Genomic DNA, 17,669 nt, shown 5'->3' with positions numbered 1-17,669 from the left:
TGACGAGCCCTGATGCGATGGGCCGCTCGAGCAAGCGGCAACAAGAACCGAAGAAGCGACCAGAATGGAAAGCGGAAGACTTTTCAAGGCACGAACCTATTTGAACGTGTCGGACAGAAGCCCGACAGCAAGCGCATAACGGAATGCGGGATTGTACCGCATGATCGAGCAAAAGTTGCCATAAACCAGATAGGCCTGATCGTCTTCCTCGTCACCCACCACAAGTGCTGCAGCGATATCGACGGCAGGCAGGTCATCGCCCGAAAGACGGCGGATACCGGCTGCCTGCCAGTCAGCAAGCGAACGCCAGCCACCCAGCGTCTTGTAGGCCTTGCAGTGCGCGGGCGGGGTCACGCCATCAGCCTGCTGGCCAACCAGATCAGCGCCACCCTTTTTGGGCAGACGCACAGGGCGACCCCAGGTCTCGTTCCCCTTCCAGCCATTCATGTTCAGATAATGGGCAATGGAGCCGAAAACATCGGCGTGCGATGTCCAGATATTGCGGTGGCCGTCGCCGTCCATATCCACGGCGAAGCGCAGATAGGCTTCCGGCATGAATTGCGGCTGGCCAAGGGCACCAGCCCAGCTGCTTTTCATCTCGTCGAGGTCGGCATAGCCACGGTCGACAATCTCGAGAGCAGCAAACAGTTCACGGCGGAAACGGTCGGCCCGGCGCTTGTCATAGGCGAGGGTCGCAATCGTATCGAACGCTGAATAAGTGAGCGGGATCGTGCCGTAATTGGTCTCGATCCCCCAGATGGCAGCGATCACCCTGCCCTGCACGCCGTATTTGCCTTGGGCCGCAGCTAGAGCGTCGGCATGTTCGACAACCATCTCACCTCCCTTCGTCTTGCGCCAGTCGGAGACGCGCTTCTGAAGATAGGTGGCGTAGGTTTCCTTGAATTCGGGCTGGGCCTTGTCGCTTTTGATCACCCGCTCGATGGGGCTGATGCCAGGCAGCACATTATCAAGCGTGGCCTCGCCAATACCGCGCGACAGCGCTTCGCTGCGCACGCCGGCAAGCCATTCGGTGAAAGCGGGATCCTGAGCGGGCGTTTTGGCCTCGGCAGAGTCGTTGCCCAGCGACGGAGCACTCATGGTGGTTGCCAGCATGAGGGCCGCGGCCAGACCTTTGAAACTCTGCATGTGTTCCCCCCGGAAAGCTCGAAACGTTGGATCAAGTGTAGGCACTCGCGAGCCAAACTCAACCCTCAAACCCGGCTTTTTAATGGCAGGGACGAGCGATTGGCAAGGAAAGCCTTCTGCCACCGTACGATAGGCGAATTCGGCCCCGAATTCGCACAAAATGAAACAGGGGTTAGCGAGATATCGCTAACCCCTGTTTTGAATGGTGAGCCCAACAGGATTCGAACCTGTGACCTACTGATTAAAAGTCAGTTGCTCTACCAGCTGAGCTATGGGCCCCCGTCGGGAACGGGGCGGAACATAGGGGCATCGATTTCATCGGTCAAGGAAAAGTATCGCCCCTTATGCATTTTTCCATAAACCCTAATAATATTGCGGGTTTGCGGCCAAGTTTGTAGCATTGGAACATGCAATCGGGTTCCTGCAGAATGAATTTCATCAAGGCCTTGTCTGTGCTTGCCTTTACTGCTGCTCTCACCGGCGCAGTAGCAGCACAAAATGCTGTTGCAGATGACATTCCACTTTGTGGGCCCGACACGCTCGACACTGGCGGCCCGGCCCGGTGTCGTGCCCCGAATTCCGATGCAACGGATATCCTCATCATTCGCCCCGGCACCCCCGCCACACCAGCGCGCCTCCCGCTTGTTTATATTTTTGGTGGTCCGGGCCTGTATCCCGATCGGCAGTTTCCTCGCATGCAGGCGCTCGCGAACCGCTGGCAGCGGACCTTGCTCGTGGCGGTGCCACCCGGCCTCGATAGCCGTGTGAATCCGGCCCTTGTTTGTGCCGGTGAGATCGCCCCACGGCTTTGGGAAGCTGCAAATACGCCAGAGGCAGCCGAGCCCATGACGAGTGATCCAGCAACGCCTCTGGCAGCCTGTCTTGGTCACATCGGACGGCAAAGTAACAGCACCACCGCGCTCAGTACCGCCACCGCAGCAGCGCGGCTTGCAGCGGCACTGGCGGCGTTGGACGCAGGCAAGGTGGATATCCTGGCAGAATCATATGGCGCACGGATCGCGCTTGATGTAGCGGCGCGCCGGCCTGATCTCGTGCACAGCCTTGCCCTTGATTCCCCCGAAACGCCATGGGTGCCGGCCTTCTGGCATAGCGGGCAGAATCTGATGGCCGCTCTCGACCGGCTCGAAGACGCGTGCGGCTACCGAAGGAAATGTCCTACGCGGGGCCGACGCATGGCAGAAAAGCTGATGACACGGCTCGCGGCTTTCAATCAGGCATCAGCGCCCGCCATGCGGCTGCGCGACCAGACTTCCGGCGAAGTGCTTGGATATGTACGGCCCGCGCGAGCCCACCTTGAACTACGGCTCATCTCCGCGCTTGCAAGCCCCGTGGAAGCCGGACACCTGCCCTATATCGCCGCGTCCCGCAGCGACGCCGACCTGCAGCGCCGCTTCGCACGTCTCGTCAGCGGTTATGTACTGGACGACACCCCGGCGCTCAGCTTTGCCGTTCATCATATTGTCCGCTGCAGCGAATGGCCGATGACGCGCTGGTACAAGGCCCTTGATGCCGATGCAGCAACCTACCCCACCCTTCGCCCCATGCTGGCCTATCTGAAAGCCCGCCAGCAGCATATCTGCACCGCGCTGGGGGTAACGCCGCCTGACAGCATCGACAGGCTGTCAGCGCCGCTTATTCCGACCTTCGTGCTGAGCGGCACGTTGGACCCTGTGACACCTGCAAACAGCGTTGAGAATGCCTTTTCAGGCGATCCGATGGTGCAGCGCCGCCTCTATGAAAATGCAGGGCACGTGGTGCAGCTTGCCGCCGATTGCGTGCTTGATGATATCGACGCCTTTTTCCAGAACCCGAAAGGGCAAGCTCCATCCAGCTGCAAGCGCGATAACCTGCAGATACCCTTCTTCCAGCCGATTTCGGTGCGCTAGGGCCTAGATAGGCTCGATATCGCCGCGCACATAGTCAGCGCGGAACCGGTTTGCATGCTCGGTGAGCCGGCCTTCCGAAATGGCCGCGCGCAGGCCCGCCATCATATCCTGATAGAACTGCAGGTTATGCCAGGTCAGCAGCATGGCGCCGAGGATTTCGCCCGCGCGGATCAGGTGATGCACATAGGCGCGGCTATAGCTGGTGCAGGCCGCGCACGCGCAGCCTTCAACAATCGGGCGCGGATCGTCCTTGTGGCGGGCATTCTTCATGTTGATGGGACCATAGGGCGTGAAGGCCTGCCCCGTGCGGCCAGACCGTGTCGGCAGCACGCAATCGAACATGTCGATCCCGCGTTCGACCGCACCCACAATATCGTCAGGCTTGCCGACCCCCATCAGGTAGCGCGGCGTATGCTTCGGCATCTTCGGCATGGTGAAATCGAGGACGCGGAACATCTCTTCCTGCCCTTCGCCCACCGCAAGACCACCTACCGCATAGCCATCGAACCCGATATCAGTCAGCGCATCGATCGACTGGAAGCGCAGGTCTTCATAGACGCCGCCCTGCACAATACCGAACAGGGCCGAACGCGCGGCATGCGCCTCACCGCTGTTGAAGCCATCCCGCGATCGTTTGGCCCAGCGCATGGAAAGCTCCATCGAAGACCGGGTCTGCTCGTAAGTCGCCGGGAACGGCGTGCATTCGTCAAAGCACATCACGATATCCGAACCCAGCAGCCGCTGGATTTCCATCGAGCGTTCAGGGGTGAGCAGGATCTTGCTGCCATCAAGATGCGACTGGAAGGTGACTCCCTCCTCGCTCATCTTGCGAAGCTCGGCGAGCGACATGACCTGAAAGCCGCCGGAATCGGTGAGGATCGGCCGGTCCCAGTTCATGAATTTATGGAGCCCGCCCAGCCGGTCAACGCGCTCGGGCGTCGGGCGCAGCATCAGGTGATAGGTATTGCCGAGAAGGATGTCAGCCCCCGTCGCGCGGACATTTTCGGGCATCATCGCCTTCACCGTTCCGGCCGTGCCAACCGGCATGAAGGCGGGCGTGCGAATGTCGCCGCGTTTCATATGGATGGTGCCGGTGCGCGCCGCCCCATCGGTGGCATGCACATCAAATCTGAAGCGTTCGCGTTCGGTCATGTCTTGTCTCGCTTCGGGAAAAGGAGGCTGCTGTCGCCGTAGGAATAGAAGCGGTAGCCTTCGTCCACCGCCGCCTTGTAGGCCGCCTGCATACGGTCAAGCCCAGCAAGCGCGCTTACCAGCATGAAAAGCGTCGATTTCGGCAGATGGAAATTGGTCATCAACAGGTCAATCGCCTTGAAACGATAGCCGGGTGTGATGAAGATTGCCGTATCGCCCTCAAACGGCTTCACGATGCCATCATCGCCCGTCGCACTTTCGAGAAGCCGGAGCGACGTGGTGCCAACCGCCACAATACGCCCGCCGCGCGCTCGCGCTGCATTGAGGCGTGCGGCTGTCTCGGCGCTCACCTCGCCCCATTCGGCGTGCATCTTGTGATCGTCGGTGTCGTCAGCCTTCACCGGCAGGAAGGTGCCTGCCCCCACATGCAAGGTGACAAACACCCGCTCCACACCCTTGGCATCAAGCTTTGCCATCAGCTCCGGCGTGAAATGCAGGCCGGCAGTTGGCGCTGCCACGGCCCCGGCGCGGTCCGCATAAAGCGTCTGATAGTCTTCGAGGTCCGCGTCGTCTACCGGGCGCTGCGCGGCGATATAGGGCGGCAGCGGCATCACACCATGGCTTGTCAGCGCGTCGGTCATCGCGTCCGGCGCCACTTCGAAAGCGAGGCGTCGTTCACCGGCGTCTCCCACCGAAATGACTTCGGCAATGAGGCCCGCAAAATCGAGCTTGTCGCCAAGCCGGCATTTGCGCGCGGGCCGGGCGAACACATCCCAAACGGTGGTGTCTACACGTTTGTGCAACGTTACTTCCACCTTGGCATCACCCCGTTTGCCGAACAGGCGGCCGGGGATTACGCGGGTATCGTTGAACACAAGAATATCATCTGCCGTCAGATAGTCGGCAAGATCGATGACCTGCCGGTGCTCGGTCGCGTCCGGCTTCACCACCATCAGGCGTGCAGCATGGCGCGGCTTCGCGGGGCGAAGCGCGATCCGGTCATCGGGCAGGTCAAAATCAAAAAGGTTTACGTCCATGGGCGCTGGCTTTAGCCGAAAGCGCCCATGACCTCAAGCGAAAGACGGGCGGTTATTCCTTCACGTCCGCTGCCACCTGCATCTTCACGATCTTGCTGGGGTTGCGCGGCGGCTCGCCCACGGCGATCTGGTCCACGAACTCCATGCCGGAAACGACACGTCCCCAGACGGTGTACTGGTGGTCGAGATGGGCCACACGGGTGAAGCAGATGAAGAACTGGCTGTCGGCGCTATCCGGTTCGGTTGCGCGTGCCATCGATACGGTGCCGCGCAGATGGGGCGCGCCCGAAAACTCGGCGGGGATTTTCTCGCCCGAGCCGCCCATGCCGGTGCCGGTCGGATCGCCGCCTTGCGCCATGAAACCAGCGATGACGCGGTGGAAGACCGTGCCATCGTAAAAGCCCTGGCGCACCAGTTCCTTGATGCGGGTAACATGGTTGGGGGCCAGATCGGGGCGCGTGGCAATCACCACACGGCCGCCGGTATCGAGGTCCAGATACAGGGTATTTTCAAGGTCTTGCGCTTCTGCGGCAACTTCACTGGTCATCAGTCCCACCATCATCATCAGGGCATAAAGGAAAGGTTTCATCGGGCGTTATTTCCCCGCTTCTCGGTTCTTAAGGTTTATCGACTTTCGTCCGCACGGCTTCAGCCACAAGGGGCGGCACGAAGGCATCGATCTTGCCGCCATAGATGGCGACTTCTTTCACGAGCTTCGATGCAATCGTCTGATAGCGCGGATCGGCCATCAGGAACACTGTTTCGATAGACGGGTTGATCTGATAGTTCATCCCGGTCATCTGGAATTCATATTCAAAGTCCGCCACGGCGCGCAGACCGCGGATGATGATATTGGCATTCATCCGCTCGGCAAAGTGCATCAGAAGTTCATCGAACTGCACGACCTCAAAGGCGACCTGCGCCTTTTCGGCCAGCGGACCAGCTTCCCGCAACACCATTGCCACACGCTCTTCCAGCGTGAACATGGGATCCTTGCTCGGGTTCGTTGCCACACCGATGATCAGCCGGTCTACCAGCGTCAGGCTGCGGCGGATGATATCGATATGTCCTTTGGTGATCGGGTCGAAGGTGCCCGGGTAAACGCCGATGCGTTCTATGCTCACGATTATTCCCCCCGTTCGGTGACCGTCAGGTATGGCGCCGCCCATTGCCGGGCAAACGCTTTCGTGCAACATTCCCGAACGAACCGGAAATTACAAGTCATCACCGACAGTTCGAGGCAAATCTCTTGGTTGACCCCCTGCTTTTCACCGGCTTTCTGGCCGCGACGGCCCTGCTTGTGCTGTCGCCCGGCCCGATTGTCAGCATGATCATCGCCGAAACGCTTGGCCGCTCCAGCCGCCACGGGCTTGCCGTCGCACTGGGGGCCGGCGTTGTGCTTGTGCTGTTCCAGATCATCTATATCGCCGGCTTTTCCGCCGTGCTGATGGCCCTGCCCGACTGGGGCTTCACCGCAATCCGTTACGGCGGGGTCATTCTGCTTGCCCATATGGCGGTGCAGATGCTGCGCTCCAAAGGCAATGTCACCATCGGCGAAGCGCCGGACAAAACACCCGCGCAGGCCTTTCGCCATGCCATGCTGCTCTCTGCGACCAACCCGAAAGCGATCCTCTTTTTCGCGGCCTTCTATCCGCAGTTCATCAGTCGGGACCTGCCGCTGACCCCGCAGCTTATCGTCATGGGCTTCGGCTTCCTGATCGTCGCCGTCGGCGGTGATTGCACCTGGGTCGCCGCATCAAGCTATGCTCGGACATGGCTTGTGAAAAAGGGCGGCGCCCGTTTTGTCACCCGGCTGGCGGGCGGCGTGCTTCTGTGCGGGGCGCTTCTACTGCTGCTCATCAACCCTGCATAAAAAGCAAAAGGCGCCCGAATGATGGGCGCCTTTCTTAAATCTTTTCTCAAGAAGAGATTATTCTTCCGAGCCACCTTCTTCCATAGCGGGTGCGCCTTCAGCGCCTTCCACTGTATCGCCGCCTTCTTCCTCGTCCTCACCGCTATCGAGGAGCTTGGCGACCGAGACGATATGCTCGTCATCCGCCACCTTGAAGAGCGTGACACCCTTGGTATTACGGGCGGCGATGCGCACATCATGCACAGGGGTGCGGATCAGTTTGCCCTGATCTGTCACCATCATGATCTGCTCTTCTTCCGTAATCGGGAAGACGGCAACAACCGGGCCGATCTGGTCACGCAGGCGATCATCCGACGGGCCGTTCCAGATGCCCTGCCCACCACGGTTGGTCAGGCGGTATTCATGGCTCGAGGAGCGCTTGCCGAAGCCATTGTCGGTAACCGTCAGCAGGAACTGCTCGGTCGCCTTCAGCTGCGCCATGCGGTCAGCCGAAAGGGTCGGCTCGGATGGTTCCGATTTCCAGTCAGCTGCTTTGAGGTAAGCGTCGCGTTCCTCGGTATCGGCGTCTGTGCCGTTGATCACGCACATGGAAACGATGGATTCGCCGTCACCGAACTTCATGCCGCGCACGCCCGTGGCGGTGCGGCCAACGAACAGGCGAACATCGGTTGCCTTGAAGCGGATCGCGCGGCCGCCGGAAGCCGCCAGCAGCACGTCGTCATCCTCAGTGCAGGTTTCAACGCCGATGAGCTTGTCGTCATCGTTATCAAAGCGGATGGCGATCTTGCCGTTCGAGAGCACGTTTGCGAAGTCCGACAGGCGGTTGCGACGCACGTTACCCTGTGCGGTGGCGAACATCACGTTGAAGTCGCCCCAGGTGTTTTCATCTTCCGGCAGCGGCAGGATGGTCGCGATGGTCTCGCCCTGCGCGAGCGGCAACAGATTGATCACCGCTTTGCCTTTGGACTGCGGCGTACCGAGCGGCAGGCGCCAGACCTTCAGCTTGTAAACCTTGCCGATGTTCGAGAAGAACAGAACCGGCGTATGGGTATTGGCCACAAACACCTTTGAGAGGAAATCCTCGTCCTTCGTTTGCATGCCCGAACGGCCCTTGCCACCACGACGCTGCGCCCGGTAGGTGGAAAGCGGCACGCGCTTGATATAGCCGGTGTGGGTCACGGTCACGACCATGTCTTCCCGAGCGATCAGGTCTTCGTCGTCGAAGGCACCACCACCCAGAACATCGATCTCGGTCTTGCGGTCACTGCCGAATTCATCGCGAACGGCCTCGATCTCCAGCTTCAGCACTTCATAGAGGCGAACGCGCGAGCCAAGAATTTCGAGATATTCACGGATCTTGATGGCCAGCTCTTCAAGCTCGCCGCCGATTTCGTCGCGGCCGAGTGCGGTCAGGCGGTGCAGGCGCAGCTCGAGAATGGCTTTAACCTGCGCGTCCGACAGCTGGTAGGTGCCATCATCATTGAGGTGGCTAACCTCGTTGATCAGCTCCAGATACGGCCGGATTTCAGTCGCGTCCCAGCGCCGATCCATCAGCTTTTCGCGGGCATCCGCCGGCGACGAAGCACCGCGGATCGTGGCCACGACCTCATCGATATTGGCAACCGCCGTCACGAGGCCGACCATGATATGGGCGCGGTCGCGGGCCTTGTTCAGCTCGAACTTGGTGCGGCGGGTGATCACTTCCTCGCGGAAGTCGATGAAGGCCTTCAGGATGGTCCGAAGGCTCATCTGCTCTGGCTTGCCGCCATTCAGCGCCAGCATGTTGATGCCGAAGCTCGTTTGCACCGGCGTGAAACGATAGAGCTGGTTCAGCACCACGTCAGCGACGGCATCGCGCTTCAGTTCCACAACAACGCGAACGCCTTCGCGGTCGGATTCATCGCGCAGTTCCGAAATGCCTTCGATCCGTTTGCCTTGCACGCACTCGGCAATCTTTTCGATCATCGAGGCCTTGTTCACCTGATACGGAATCTCGGTGATGACAATGGCTTCGCGGTCCTTGCGGATTTCCTCGATATGGGTGCGGCTGCGGATGGTGATGGAGCCGCGGCCGGTCTCGTAAGCCGAGCGGATGCCGCCCGCGCCAAGGATGATGCCGCCCGTCGGGAAATCGGGGCCCTTCACATATTCCATAAGGCCGAGATCATCGATCTCGGGGTCCTCGATCAGCGCCAGCACGCCGTTGATCACTTCGGTCAGGTTGTGCGGCGGAATGTTTGTCGCCATACCGACGGCGATACCGGCGCCGCCATTGACGAGGATATTCGGGAAGCGCGCCGGCAGAACCTGGGGCTCATGCTCGCTTTCGTCATAGTTCGGCTGGAAATTAACTGTGTCCTTGTCAATATCGGCAAGGATCATCGAGGAAATCTTGTCCATCCGGGCTTCGGTGTAACGCATGGCGGCAGCACCATCGCCGTCCATCGAGCCGAAGTTGCCCTGCCCGTCGATGAGCGTGACGCGCATGGAGAAATCCTGCGCCATACGCACCAAGGCATCGTAAATCGCGCTATCGCCGTGCGGGTGATATTTACCCATCACGTCCCCGACGATACGGGCGGACTTGCGGTACGGCTTGTTCCACTCGAACCCGTTTTCATGCATCGAATAGAGGATGCGGCGGTGCACCGGCTTCAGGCCGTCGCGCACGTCCGGCAGGGCCCGCGACACGATCACGCTCATGGCGTAATCGAGGTACGAGCTTTTCATTTCCTCTTCGATGGTGATCGGGAAGATGTCCCGGCCTTGCGGCTCGATCGGCGTAGTGTCGCTCACGCGTGTTGCCCTTAGGATAGTTGGCGGAAAGGCAGGCAGGCCCGCCTCCGCGAGGATCGGCTATTTAGGGGCAGGTGTCGCAGAAAACCGCGATATCTTGTCCCCGCTAGCGCTTTTCTAGCAAGCCCCGCGCCCCCGCGCAAGAAATCATCCACCCTGTCGCCCGCCCCGCTCAAAAAGGCTGGACCAGCGACGCGACGCCCGGTACAAGGTGCCGACTTCTCGAGACGCGGAAGAGTGGCCGAGTGGTTTAAGGCAGCGGTCTTGAAAACCGCCGTGGGTGCGAGCCCACCGTGGGTTCGAATCCCACCTCTTCCGCCATAAAGAAACGGCCTCGATTGCGGGGCCTTTTCTTTATGCTGAAGCCAGTGCGGTGGACGACCCACCGGTTCGGGACGGGCGCCAACCCGGCCGGCGCATCAAGGATGCGGTCCGAAGGACCAAAAACAGGCCAACGCCTGTTTTTGCCAATCCCACCTCTTCCGCCATCCGTCCCGGCTCGCTATGCTCGCCGCCGTTGTAGCAGGAGAAGCAACCATGCCAGATAGCCCCCTCCCCGCCGGTGTCGTCCATGACCTGCCGGACGACCTGAAAGACGCCCTGCTCTCGCGGCCCGGTGCGCTCGCCACATGGATGGATATCACCCCGCTGGCCCGCAACGAATGGATCTGTTGGGTGGAGGATGCCAAGAAGCCGGAAACTCGCCTGAAACGCATCAACTGGGGCTGCGAGAATCTTGAGGAAGGCAAACGCCGCCCCTGCTGCTGGCCCGGCTGCAAACATCGTTGAACGCCATTGATTGCCTGTCCCCCGCCCGCCTACTGTAGGGCCACGCATGGCACGAACAGAAAAGGCTGACCCTCAAGTGATTTCGAAAAACATCCGGATGGCCGCCATCCTCTCGCTGATGGTCGCCGCACCGGCAGCAGCCCAATCCGAGCTTGAAACCGGTTTCGAAGGCGCGCTTGCCGCCTGCCGCGAATGGATCAACAATCCAGCGAGCTGGCAAAAGGGTCCGCAAGGCTTCATGGATGTCATGGGCATGGGTGACCGCCTGGTTCCGATACGAGAAGTGATTCCGCCCGCCTTGCCGCCCGAATCCCTGCGGGTCGCCAATGCCTTCTGGCGGATTAAGGCAACCGACAGCGCCGGATATGTCCTTGTCGTATCTGGGAAAATACCGATGTGCCATATCACGGGCGGCGGCAATGCCGATCTGCAGCCGGCTATCGAAGCCGTTCTTGCTTCTCCGCGTTTCACCGAAACATGGGAACCCGCGGAAGACCTGTCGAACGAAAATCTGGCCTCAACCATGTTTCAGGACAGGCAAGAACCCGCTTTCACAATTGTCATCACACGTGCGCTGGGACCGGGCGAGCGCCAAGACCGCACGCAACTGATCGCGACGGCCGTCTTCAACCCCGAAAAGGCGGCGCGCGGCAATTAGTCCGCACTATCCGGATTCCTGCACGACGTCCCTGCTGCTGGCCCGGCTGCAAACATCTTTGACTATCGCGCCTTGCAGCCCCATATGATGCGCTGAAGCGAGGCCACGTCCTCCCCCATTTGCACTTATGCAAGCATGGGCTTCAAGCCCGGGACGGCCCGGCTCTTTGACAAGGAGAGCCATATCATGGCCTGGATATCCCTTCTGTTCGCCGGTCTTCTCGAAATCGTCTGGGCTTTCTTCATGAAACAGTCGGACGGCTTCACCAAAATCGGTCCCAGCCTCATCACGGGTGTCGCGATGCTCGGCAGCATTGTGCTTCTCGGGTACGCCATGCGCGGCCTGCCGCTCGGTACTGCCTACACGGTCTGGACCGGGATCGGTGCCGTTGGCGCCTTTGCAGCCGGTGTCATATTTCTGGGCGAAAGCACCAGCCCGCTTCGCCTCGCCGCTGCCGGGCTCATTGTCGCAGGCCTTGTGCTGATGAAAATCTCCAGCACAGAGTGAGCCGGGAGGGCGGAATTGCATTTTCAGGCAACGCCGTTAGATTGGGCCACCACATTGCTGCCCAGTCTGACGGAGTTGCCCTTTGAACGCCCCTGCCCTTTATCAAGAACTTGAAAGTCATCTTCGTCAGGGTGCCACGGGCCGCGCGCTGGAAGTTGCCCGGCAAATTGCAGCGGCGGGTGGCACAGCACCATGGATGGCGATAGCCAAGACCTGCCACGAGCGCGGGGATCAGGCAGGCGAGGAAGAAGCCCTGTCCCGCCGCCTGCGCGAACAGCGCGGCGACATTGGCGCCATATCCGGCATGGCGGAACTGAAACGTGCTCAAGGAGACCGCCGGGCTGCCGAGAATTTCTATCGCCTTGGCCTCAATACCGTCGCCCATATCCCGAATGCCCCACCGCCGCTTCGCGCCTGGGCAGAGCGCGCACAAGCCTATCTGCAGGAAGGCATCGCCGTTTATGCGGCTCATCTCGATGACCAGATGAAAGCCGCAGGCATTGATGTAGCCGCCAGCAGCCCGCGCATCCGGGAAGCGTTTGACCTGCTCACTGGCCGTACGCCGCTGTATCTGCAGCAGCCCAGCATGTTCTTCTATCCCGGCCTGCCGCACCGCGCATGGTATGAACGCGAGGAATTTGATTGGGTTCCGGCCCTTGAAGCCCGAACCGAAGCTATTACAGCCGAACTCAAAGCTTTGCTGGAAACTGAAGATGGCACCTTCACCCCATATGTGCAGGCGCCCCCCGGTCGCCCGGCCCCCAACAATCCGTTATTGGATGACCCAAGCTGGGGAGCAGCCTACCTTTACAAGAGCGGCGAGCGCCAGCCGCTCGCCGACCATTGCCCGGCCGCCATCGAAGCCTTGTCGCATACACCGCAACCGTCCATCGAATCCCGGTCCCCCATGGCGCTGTTTTCGCGCCTGAAGCCCGGCACGCACATCAAGCCGCACAATGGCCTGTTGAACACTCGGTTGATCTGCCACCTGCCCCTCATTGCCCCGGACCGATGCGGCCTGCGCGTGGGCCCCGAAACCCGCACCTGGCAGGAAGGCAAGCTTTTCATTTTTGACGACAGTTTCGAGCATGAGGCATGGAACCGCGGCACCTCTGACCGCACCGTCATGCTGTTCGAAATCTGGCGGCCGGAGATACCCGAGGACGACCGCAAGGTGCTGACCGCCCTTTTCGCCTCCATCGACCGGTTCGACGAGGACCATTGAAACCCGACACATGAAAAAGGGCGCCACGATGGGCGCCCTTTTGTTTTCCAGAAGCTCTGTTCGATCAGGAGGCAAGCGCCTCGTGCTTGATCGTTTCGATGAAGCGCTGGGTGACCGTGCGGATCTGGTCGGACGTCACTTTCAGCTCCTGCGACGAGCTTGCGACCCGTACCGCGACCTGACTGTTCGATTCCGCCGCTTCGGCCACCGAGGTGATGCTGGTGCTGACCTCCGATGTGTTGGAGGCCGCGTGCGAAACGCTGCGGGCAATCTCGTTCGTCGCGGCGCGCTGCTCTTCCACCGCGGAGGCGATGGCTGCCGCCATATCGGTGATCTCCCGCGTGACCGCCTCGATATTCGAGATGGCTTCAGCGACCGATTTGGTCTGGTCCTGCACGGCCTCGATCTGGGCACGGATCTCGTTCGTGGCATTGCCGGTCTGGCTCGCCAGGTTTTTCACCTCGCCCGCCACCACGGCAAAGCCGCGGCCGGCATCGCCCGCACGGGCGGCTTCGATGGTGGCATTGAGCGCCAGAAGGTTCGTCTGTTCGGCAATGTCGCTGATCAGCTTCATCACATTGCCAATGGCCACAGCCGAATCTTCAAGTGCACGCATATCTGTCCGCGTGCGGGAGACAAGCTCGGCCGCGTCCGCCGTACGGCGGGAGGTACGATCGATCTGCTGGGCAATTTCCTGCACGCTGCTGTCCATCTCCTCGGTCACGCTTGCAACCGACTGGACATTCTCGCTGGAACTGACGGCCGCCCGCGCCACATTGTTCGCCTGTTCTTGCGTGGTGACAGCAGCGCTCGACATGGTGTTCGACACATCATTCAGCAGGTCGACAATCTGGGTAACACGCGCGAAATCACCCTGCGCCGAGGAGTCATACTCGGTAATCAGGCTGACGATCCGGGCTTCCTTCTCCTCGCGGCGGCGCAGGATTTCGGCCTGACGTTCGGACTCGATCTCGCGTTCGCGTTCCTCCCGCTCACGCTCGTCACGCTCCCGCCGCGCTTCCTGTTGGCGCTGTTCTTCAGCTTCGGCTTCCAGACGCTGGCGCTCGATCGCGTTCGATTTGAAAACCTCGACCGCACGGGCCATGTCACCCACTTCGTCCGCGGAATCCGTGGATGGCACGTCGGTATTCAGGGCACCCTTGGCGATATCTGTCATTGCGCGGGTCATGGCCCGGATCGGCTTTGCCACGAAATGCAGCATCATCCAGATCACCAGCCCGGAAATCACAAGCGTGGAGCCGAGCGATATCGTCTTCACGAGGTTGAGCCGCTCCAGCGCCATGCCGGCATTGAAGGTCGCTGCCTGCGCCTTTTCATTCATCCCGGTATTGAGTGCAGCGCTCAGATTCTCGATTTCAGCAAACAGGTCGCCGGGCTCGCCCGATACTTCAACGGCTTTCGCAAGGTTCAGCGTTTTGTAATTGCGTGCCTGCTGCAACTGCAGCTGGGCATAACCCGTGCGCCACTCAATCGCCTTTGTGTGCAGGGTTTCAAGATCACTGATCTCGCGCTGCATGCCGGTATCGGAATCAAGCCCAGCACGGAAGCGTTTGTAAGCCGCATCGAACTGCTCAACCCCGCGATCATATTGCGGCAGGATAGAGCGGTCTGCGGTGACTAGAAGATACAGCAGCGCGCTGCGCTGGGCCTCTAGCCCGCGATTGAGCGACTGCAAGTCATCGGACATGGTCCGCAGCCGGTCGACTTCTGCATTGGCTTCACCCACTTGGTCGGCTTCGATGCTTGACCAGATGTTAAGCGCAATGGCAACGAGCACGATGAGGCCGAGGGAAAGCCCGAGCTTGGCGATAAGGGAAATATTACTGAACAATCTGGACATTGCGTGGCCTCCTACTGGCGCCGGGCAAGTTCGGTCAGGTTAACCTCGAATGTCGCGTGGCCGATTGCGCGGCCACTTTCATCCGTGATTGTCACGTTTGCCTGCGAACGGACGGTTTTTGTATCATCATCGCGCTCGGGCTCATCAACGAAGACAGCGCTTGGCCCGACACCGAATGTATTCTTGAATTTGGCTTCATCACCCTGCCAGTAATCGGACGTGATCGAACTTTGGCCCGCATTCAGGCCGTTCTGATCGGTGATGAAAATCTCTGTAAAAAGCCCCAGCGATTCTGCCTGTATCTGGGTCAGATACATCGACGCCGGGTTATTCAGTGCTGCCGCAATCAGCGGCTGGTCATCCTGCTGGCGTTCCTGCACCCACTGGGCATCCAGCTTGTCGATTTCAGACTGCGCAAGATTGCCGTATTTCCGGTTCTGGGAACGGACGGTCATCTGCACCACGGGATGGGCCAGAATCTCGCGAATTTCAGCAATCACCTTGTCGTCGATCAGGCTGGCGGACTGCGCCGCAGCAGGCAGCGTGAAAGCCGTCAGCAAGCCACCCGCCAGCACGCCCTGCCCCAATGATCTCATAAGACGTGAACCAAGTTTCATTCTGGCCTCCCTTTCCGATCAGCCGCAGAAAAACAAACTAGTCTCTCATTACCAATCGACGCCAAGCCGCAGCCCGATCATGTCGGCACCATTATCAAGGCCGGGGATCGAAACATCCGAATGGCCATATTCAACAATGGTCCGAAGATAACGGTTCATGTACCAGCTGAGGCTGAGGATATAGCTTTCCATCTCGCCGCCCGTAATGCCGCCGCCATTGAGCTCGACACGGTCATAGCGTCCGGTCAGCATCCACATGCCGCTGCCACCCTCGCCGAGGGGATTGGCGACCTTCGGCCGCCCCCATACACCGCCAGCAGGGTCAAGCGGGCGGGTTTCGCCTGTCAGGACATAGCCGATCTCGGCATAACCGCCCGAGAAGCCGCCGCTTTCGCCAGCGGGGCCAATGTCTTTGGCATCAAGAACAGCAAATTCCGCAGCGCCATAGAAAGGCCCGTTCGAGAAGGCGGCTTCCGCGCCAACCATCATGTCCTCTTCCTGCCCGGTAAAGCTGATGAGCGTACCGGACTGGTTGGACGTACCCTTGGAGCGGTAGGCGAGGCGGGCATCGGGGAATTTCCGCCAGCGGCCCGAAAGGCCGACCATCCAGGCGCCGTCAGTTTCCAGCTTGCCGCCATAGGTGCCACGCAGGGCCGTGGTGACGCCCTCGTCCGTGTTGGCAACGGCTTCGTTGGTGCCCTGGAAGACACCTGCCGTGAAGCCCCAGTTTTCTCCCTCGGTGCTCGCCTTGATGCCCATGCCGCGCTCAAGCCCGAAGGCGTTGCGGAAGGCGCTGCGCTCCAGAACGCTGGTCAGGCTGACCGGTGTCAGCCATTCCAGCGAGTTCGGCACCTTGCTGTGGCCTACCGTATAGGTCCAGTCACCCTGCGTGAAGGCGACGAAAGCATCTTTCACCGATACGCTGTTGGCGCCGAAATCGGCTTCAAAGCGATAGGCGATATCCGGACCGGCCTTTCCCTCAAGGCCGAACCACGCGGCGCGGAGCTTGGTGCCGGAATAATCGAACGTATCGCGGTCGTCGCTGCCCATGCCCCAATCGGCCATCATGCGGCCGCGGATATTGAAGGTAAGGCTGCCATCGGCTGTTGCAACGGCAGGCGCCGGGTCCTTGCTGGCAACCACGGCGACATTGGCCGGCACTTCGCGCTTTTCAGCAACCTGAACTTCGCTGCCAGCACCGACAAGCTTCTGAACGAGCGCTTCAAGGGCTGCGACCCGCGCTTCAAGGCGCGAAATGGTTTCCTTGTCCTCTGCAGCTGACTGCGCGAGGGCGGGCGGTGTGAGGGATGTGGCAAGCAACAGCGAAAGAAGGCCGGGGGCCATAAAGCTCCGTTTCATATTCGTCTCCCCATATATGAAGAAGCACCGGAACTACTCGCGTACCATACAATATCCTAAATAATTGGTAAAACGGGCAATTCGAATTCACGAATTGTCCGTTTTTGCCAAGAAAGTTGTCCCGTCAGGCGCTCAACCAGAAACGAGATAGGCCTTAGTCCGATCCAGCCACGCGCGGATCTTTGGTCGCCTTTCCAGCGAGAAGCCGCCATCCTCGGCAAACTGGGTGTAGGCGATCAGCGCCACATCGGCGAGGCTGCAATGGGGACCGACAAGCCAGCCATGGCCGTCCAGATGGTTTTCCATCAGATCAAGCGCCGCATTGCCTTTCTGCATCAGCTTGGCATCAACCTGACCCTCCTCCCAGCCCAGATAGAGCCGCTGAAAGCGGGCAACGGCGATTGTGGGTTCGTGGCTATATTGTTCCCAAAAGAGCCATTCATCCATCTTGGCGCGTTCCCACGGATCTTCGGGAATCAAATGGCTGCCGCCAGCCAGATAACGAATGATCGCATTCGACTGGCCCATACCGCGGCCATCGGTCATCACGATGGTCGGCACCTGCCCTGCCGGGTTCACCGCCATGATCTCGGGCCGCTTCGCCTCACCCTTCATGATGTCGGTATCAACCCATTTGTAGGGGATACCCAGATGGTCGGCCACGTAGGTCACCTTCAGGCAATTGCCTGATCGCTTGTCACCATAAACAGTCAGCATTTTTGTCTCTCCTTGTGTCGTGTCG

General features: G+C 60.1%; 16 protein-coding genes and 2 tRNA genes. 7 read left to right on the top strand and 11 right to left on the bottom strand.

All coding sequences use genetic code 11. From position 1 onward, the window contains the following. Positions 1-96 precede the first annotated feature (96 nt). A complete protein-coding gene (locus tag PH603_RS09985; protein WP_289502327.1) occupies positions 97-1,146 on the bottom strand; it encodes a lytic murein transglycosylase in 1,050 nt (349 codons plus the stop codon). A 203-nt stretch (positions 1,147-1,349) separates the two neighbouring features. Further along, positions 1,350-1,425 (bottom strand) — tRNA-Lys (locus PH603_RS09980). 149 nt (positions 1,426-1,574) lie between these two features. Between PH603_RS09980 and PH603_RS09975 the strand changes: the two genes are divergently transcribed. After that, positions 1,575-3,053: an alpha/beta hydrolase gene (locus PH603_RS09975; RefSeq protein WP_289502324.1), complete on the top strand. Its 1,479-nt coding sequence runs from the start codon at positions 1,575-1,577 to the stop codon at positions 3,051-3,053. A gap of 3 nt (positions 3,054-3,056) precedes the next feature. Here the strand turns inward: PH603_RS09975 and tgt are convergent, their stop codons facing one another. From tgt to coaD, 4 genes are read right to left on the bottom strand one after another with little or no spacing between them, the layout of a single operon-like run. After that, positions 3,057-4,205, bottom strand: a complete 1,149-nt coding sequence (gene tgt / locus PH603_RS09970) for a tRNA guanosine(34) transglycosylase Tgt (protein WP_289502322.1) — start codon at positions 4,203-4,205, stop codon at positions 3,057-3,059. After that, positions 4,202-5,242, bottom strand: coding sequence for a tRNA preQ1(34) S-adenosylmethionine ribosyltransferase-isomerase QueA (gene queA / locus PH603_RS09965; protein WP_289502320.1), 1,041 nt, complete (start codon positions 5,240-5,242; stop codon positions 4,202-4,204). Before queA ends, tgt begins: the two co-directional genes overlap by 4 nt. Positions 5,243-5,294: 52 nt before the next feature. Continuing rightward, positions 5,295-5,831, bottom strand: coding sequence for a peptidylprolyl isomerase (locus PH603_RS09960; RefSeq protein ID WP_289502319.1), 537 nt, complete (start codon positions 5,829-5,831; stop codon positions 5,295-5,297). A 28-nt stretch (positions 5,832-5,859) separates the two neighbouring features. Continuing rightward, on the bottom strand, positions 5,860-6,360 hold the full coding sequence (coaD, locus tag PH603_RS09955) for a pantetheine-phosphate adenylyltransferase (protein WP_353507401.1): 501 nt from the start codon (positions 6,358-6,360) through the stop codon (positions 5,860-5,862). 131 nt (positions 6,361-6,491) lie between these two features. Between coaD and PH603_RS09950 the strand changes: the two genes are divergently transcribed. Then, a complete protein-coding gene (locus PH603_RS09950) occupies positions 6,492-7,115 on the top strand; it encodes a LysE family translocator (protein WP_289502317.1) in 624 nt (207 codons plus the stop codon). Positions 7,116-7,172: 57 nt separating this feature from the next. Here the strand turns inward: PH603_RS09950 and gyrA are convergent, their stop codons facing one another. Further along, the gene (gyrA, locus tag PH603_RS09945; RefSeq protein WP_289502316.1) at positions 7,173-9,911 is read right to left on the bottom strand and encodes a DNA gyrase subunit A; all 2,739 of its coding nucleotides are present in this window, start codon (positions 9,909-9,911) and stop codon (positions 7,173-7,175) included. A gap of 231 nt (positions 9,912-10,142) precedes the next feature. On the opposite strand from gyrA, the gene PH603_RS09940 reads away from it, so the two are divergent. From PH603_RS09940 to PH603_RS09920, 5 genes are all read left to right on the top strand, one after another. Further along, a tRNA-Ser gene (locus tag PH603_RS09940) sits at positions 10,143-10,232 on the top strand. A gap of 216 nt (positions 10,233-10,448) precedes the next feature. After that, entirely contained in the window at positions 10,449-10,700 is a 252-nt protein-coding gene (locus tag PH603_RS09935; RefSeq protein ID WP_289502315.1) for a YdeI/OmpD-associated family protein, read from the top strand. A 46-nt stretch (positions 10,701-10,746) separates the two neighbouring features. Then, a complete protein-coding gene (locus PH603_RS09930) occupies positions 10,747-11,358 on the top strand; it encodes a hypothetical protein (RefSeq protein WP_289502314.1) in 612 nt (203 codons plus the stop codon). A 186-nt stretch (positions 11,359-11,544) separates the two neighbouring features. Then, the gene (locus PH603_RS09925) at positions 11,545-11,865 is read left to right on the top strand and encodes a DMT family transporter (RefSeq protein ID WP_289502312.1); all 321 of its coding nucleotides are present in this window, start codon (positions 11,545-11,547) and stop codon (positions 11,863-11,865) included. 82 nt (positions 11,866-11,947) lie between these two features. Further along, a complete protein-coding gene (locus PH603_RS09920) occupies positions 11,948-13,090 on the top strand; it encodes an aspartyl/asparaginyl beta-hydroxylase domain-containing protein (protein WP_289502310.1) in 1,143 nt (380 codons plus the stop codon). Positions 13,091-13,154: 64 nt separating this feature from the next. Here the strand turns inward: PH603_RS09920 and PH603_RS09915 are convergent, their stop codons facing one another. The 4 genes from PH603_RS09915 to PH603_RS09900 form a co-directional block, all read right to left on the bottom strand. Further along, on the bottom strand, positions 13,155-14,951 hold the full coding sequence (locus tag PH603_RS09915) for a methyl-accepting chemotaxis protein (protein WP_289502308.1): 1,797 nt from the start codon (positions 14,949-14,951) through the stop codon (positions 13,155-13,157). 11 nt (positions 14,952-14,962) lie between these two features. After that, a complete protein-coding gene (locus tag PH603_RS09910; RefSeq protein ID WP_289502306.1) occupies positions 14,963-15,568 on the bottom strand; it encodes a hypothetical protein in 606 nt (201 codons plus the stop codon). Between the two features lie 48 nt (positions 15,569-15,616). Beyond that, positions 15,617-16,927 carry an OprO/OprP family phosphate-selective porin gene (locus PH603_RS09905; RefSeq protein ID WP_289502304.1) on the bottom strand — a complete coding sequence of 437 codons (1,311 nt, stop codon included), beginning with the start codon at positions 16,925-16,927 and terminating at the stop codon, positions 15,617-15,619. 132 nt (positions 16,928-17,059) lie between these two features. Further along, on the bottom strand, positions 17,060-17,644 hold the full coding sequence (locus PH603_RS09900; protein ID WP_289502303.1) for a glutathione S-transferase family protein: 585 nt from the start codon (positions 17,642-17,644) through the stop codon (positions 17,060-17,062). Positions 17,645-17,669: the final 25 nt, after the last annotated feature.

This window comes from Gimibacter soli (genome assembly GCF_028463845.1).
GTDB classification, from domain to species: domain Bacteria; phylum Pseudomonadota; class Alphaproteobacteria; order Sphingomonadales; family Kordiimonadaceae; genus Gimibacter; species Gimibacter soli.
This window is presented reverse-complemented; position numbering and strand designations above follow the sequence as displayed.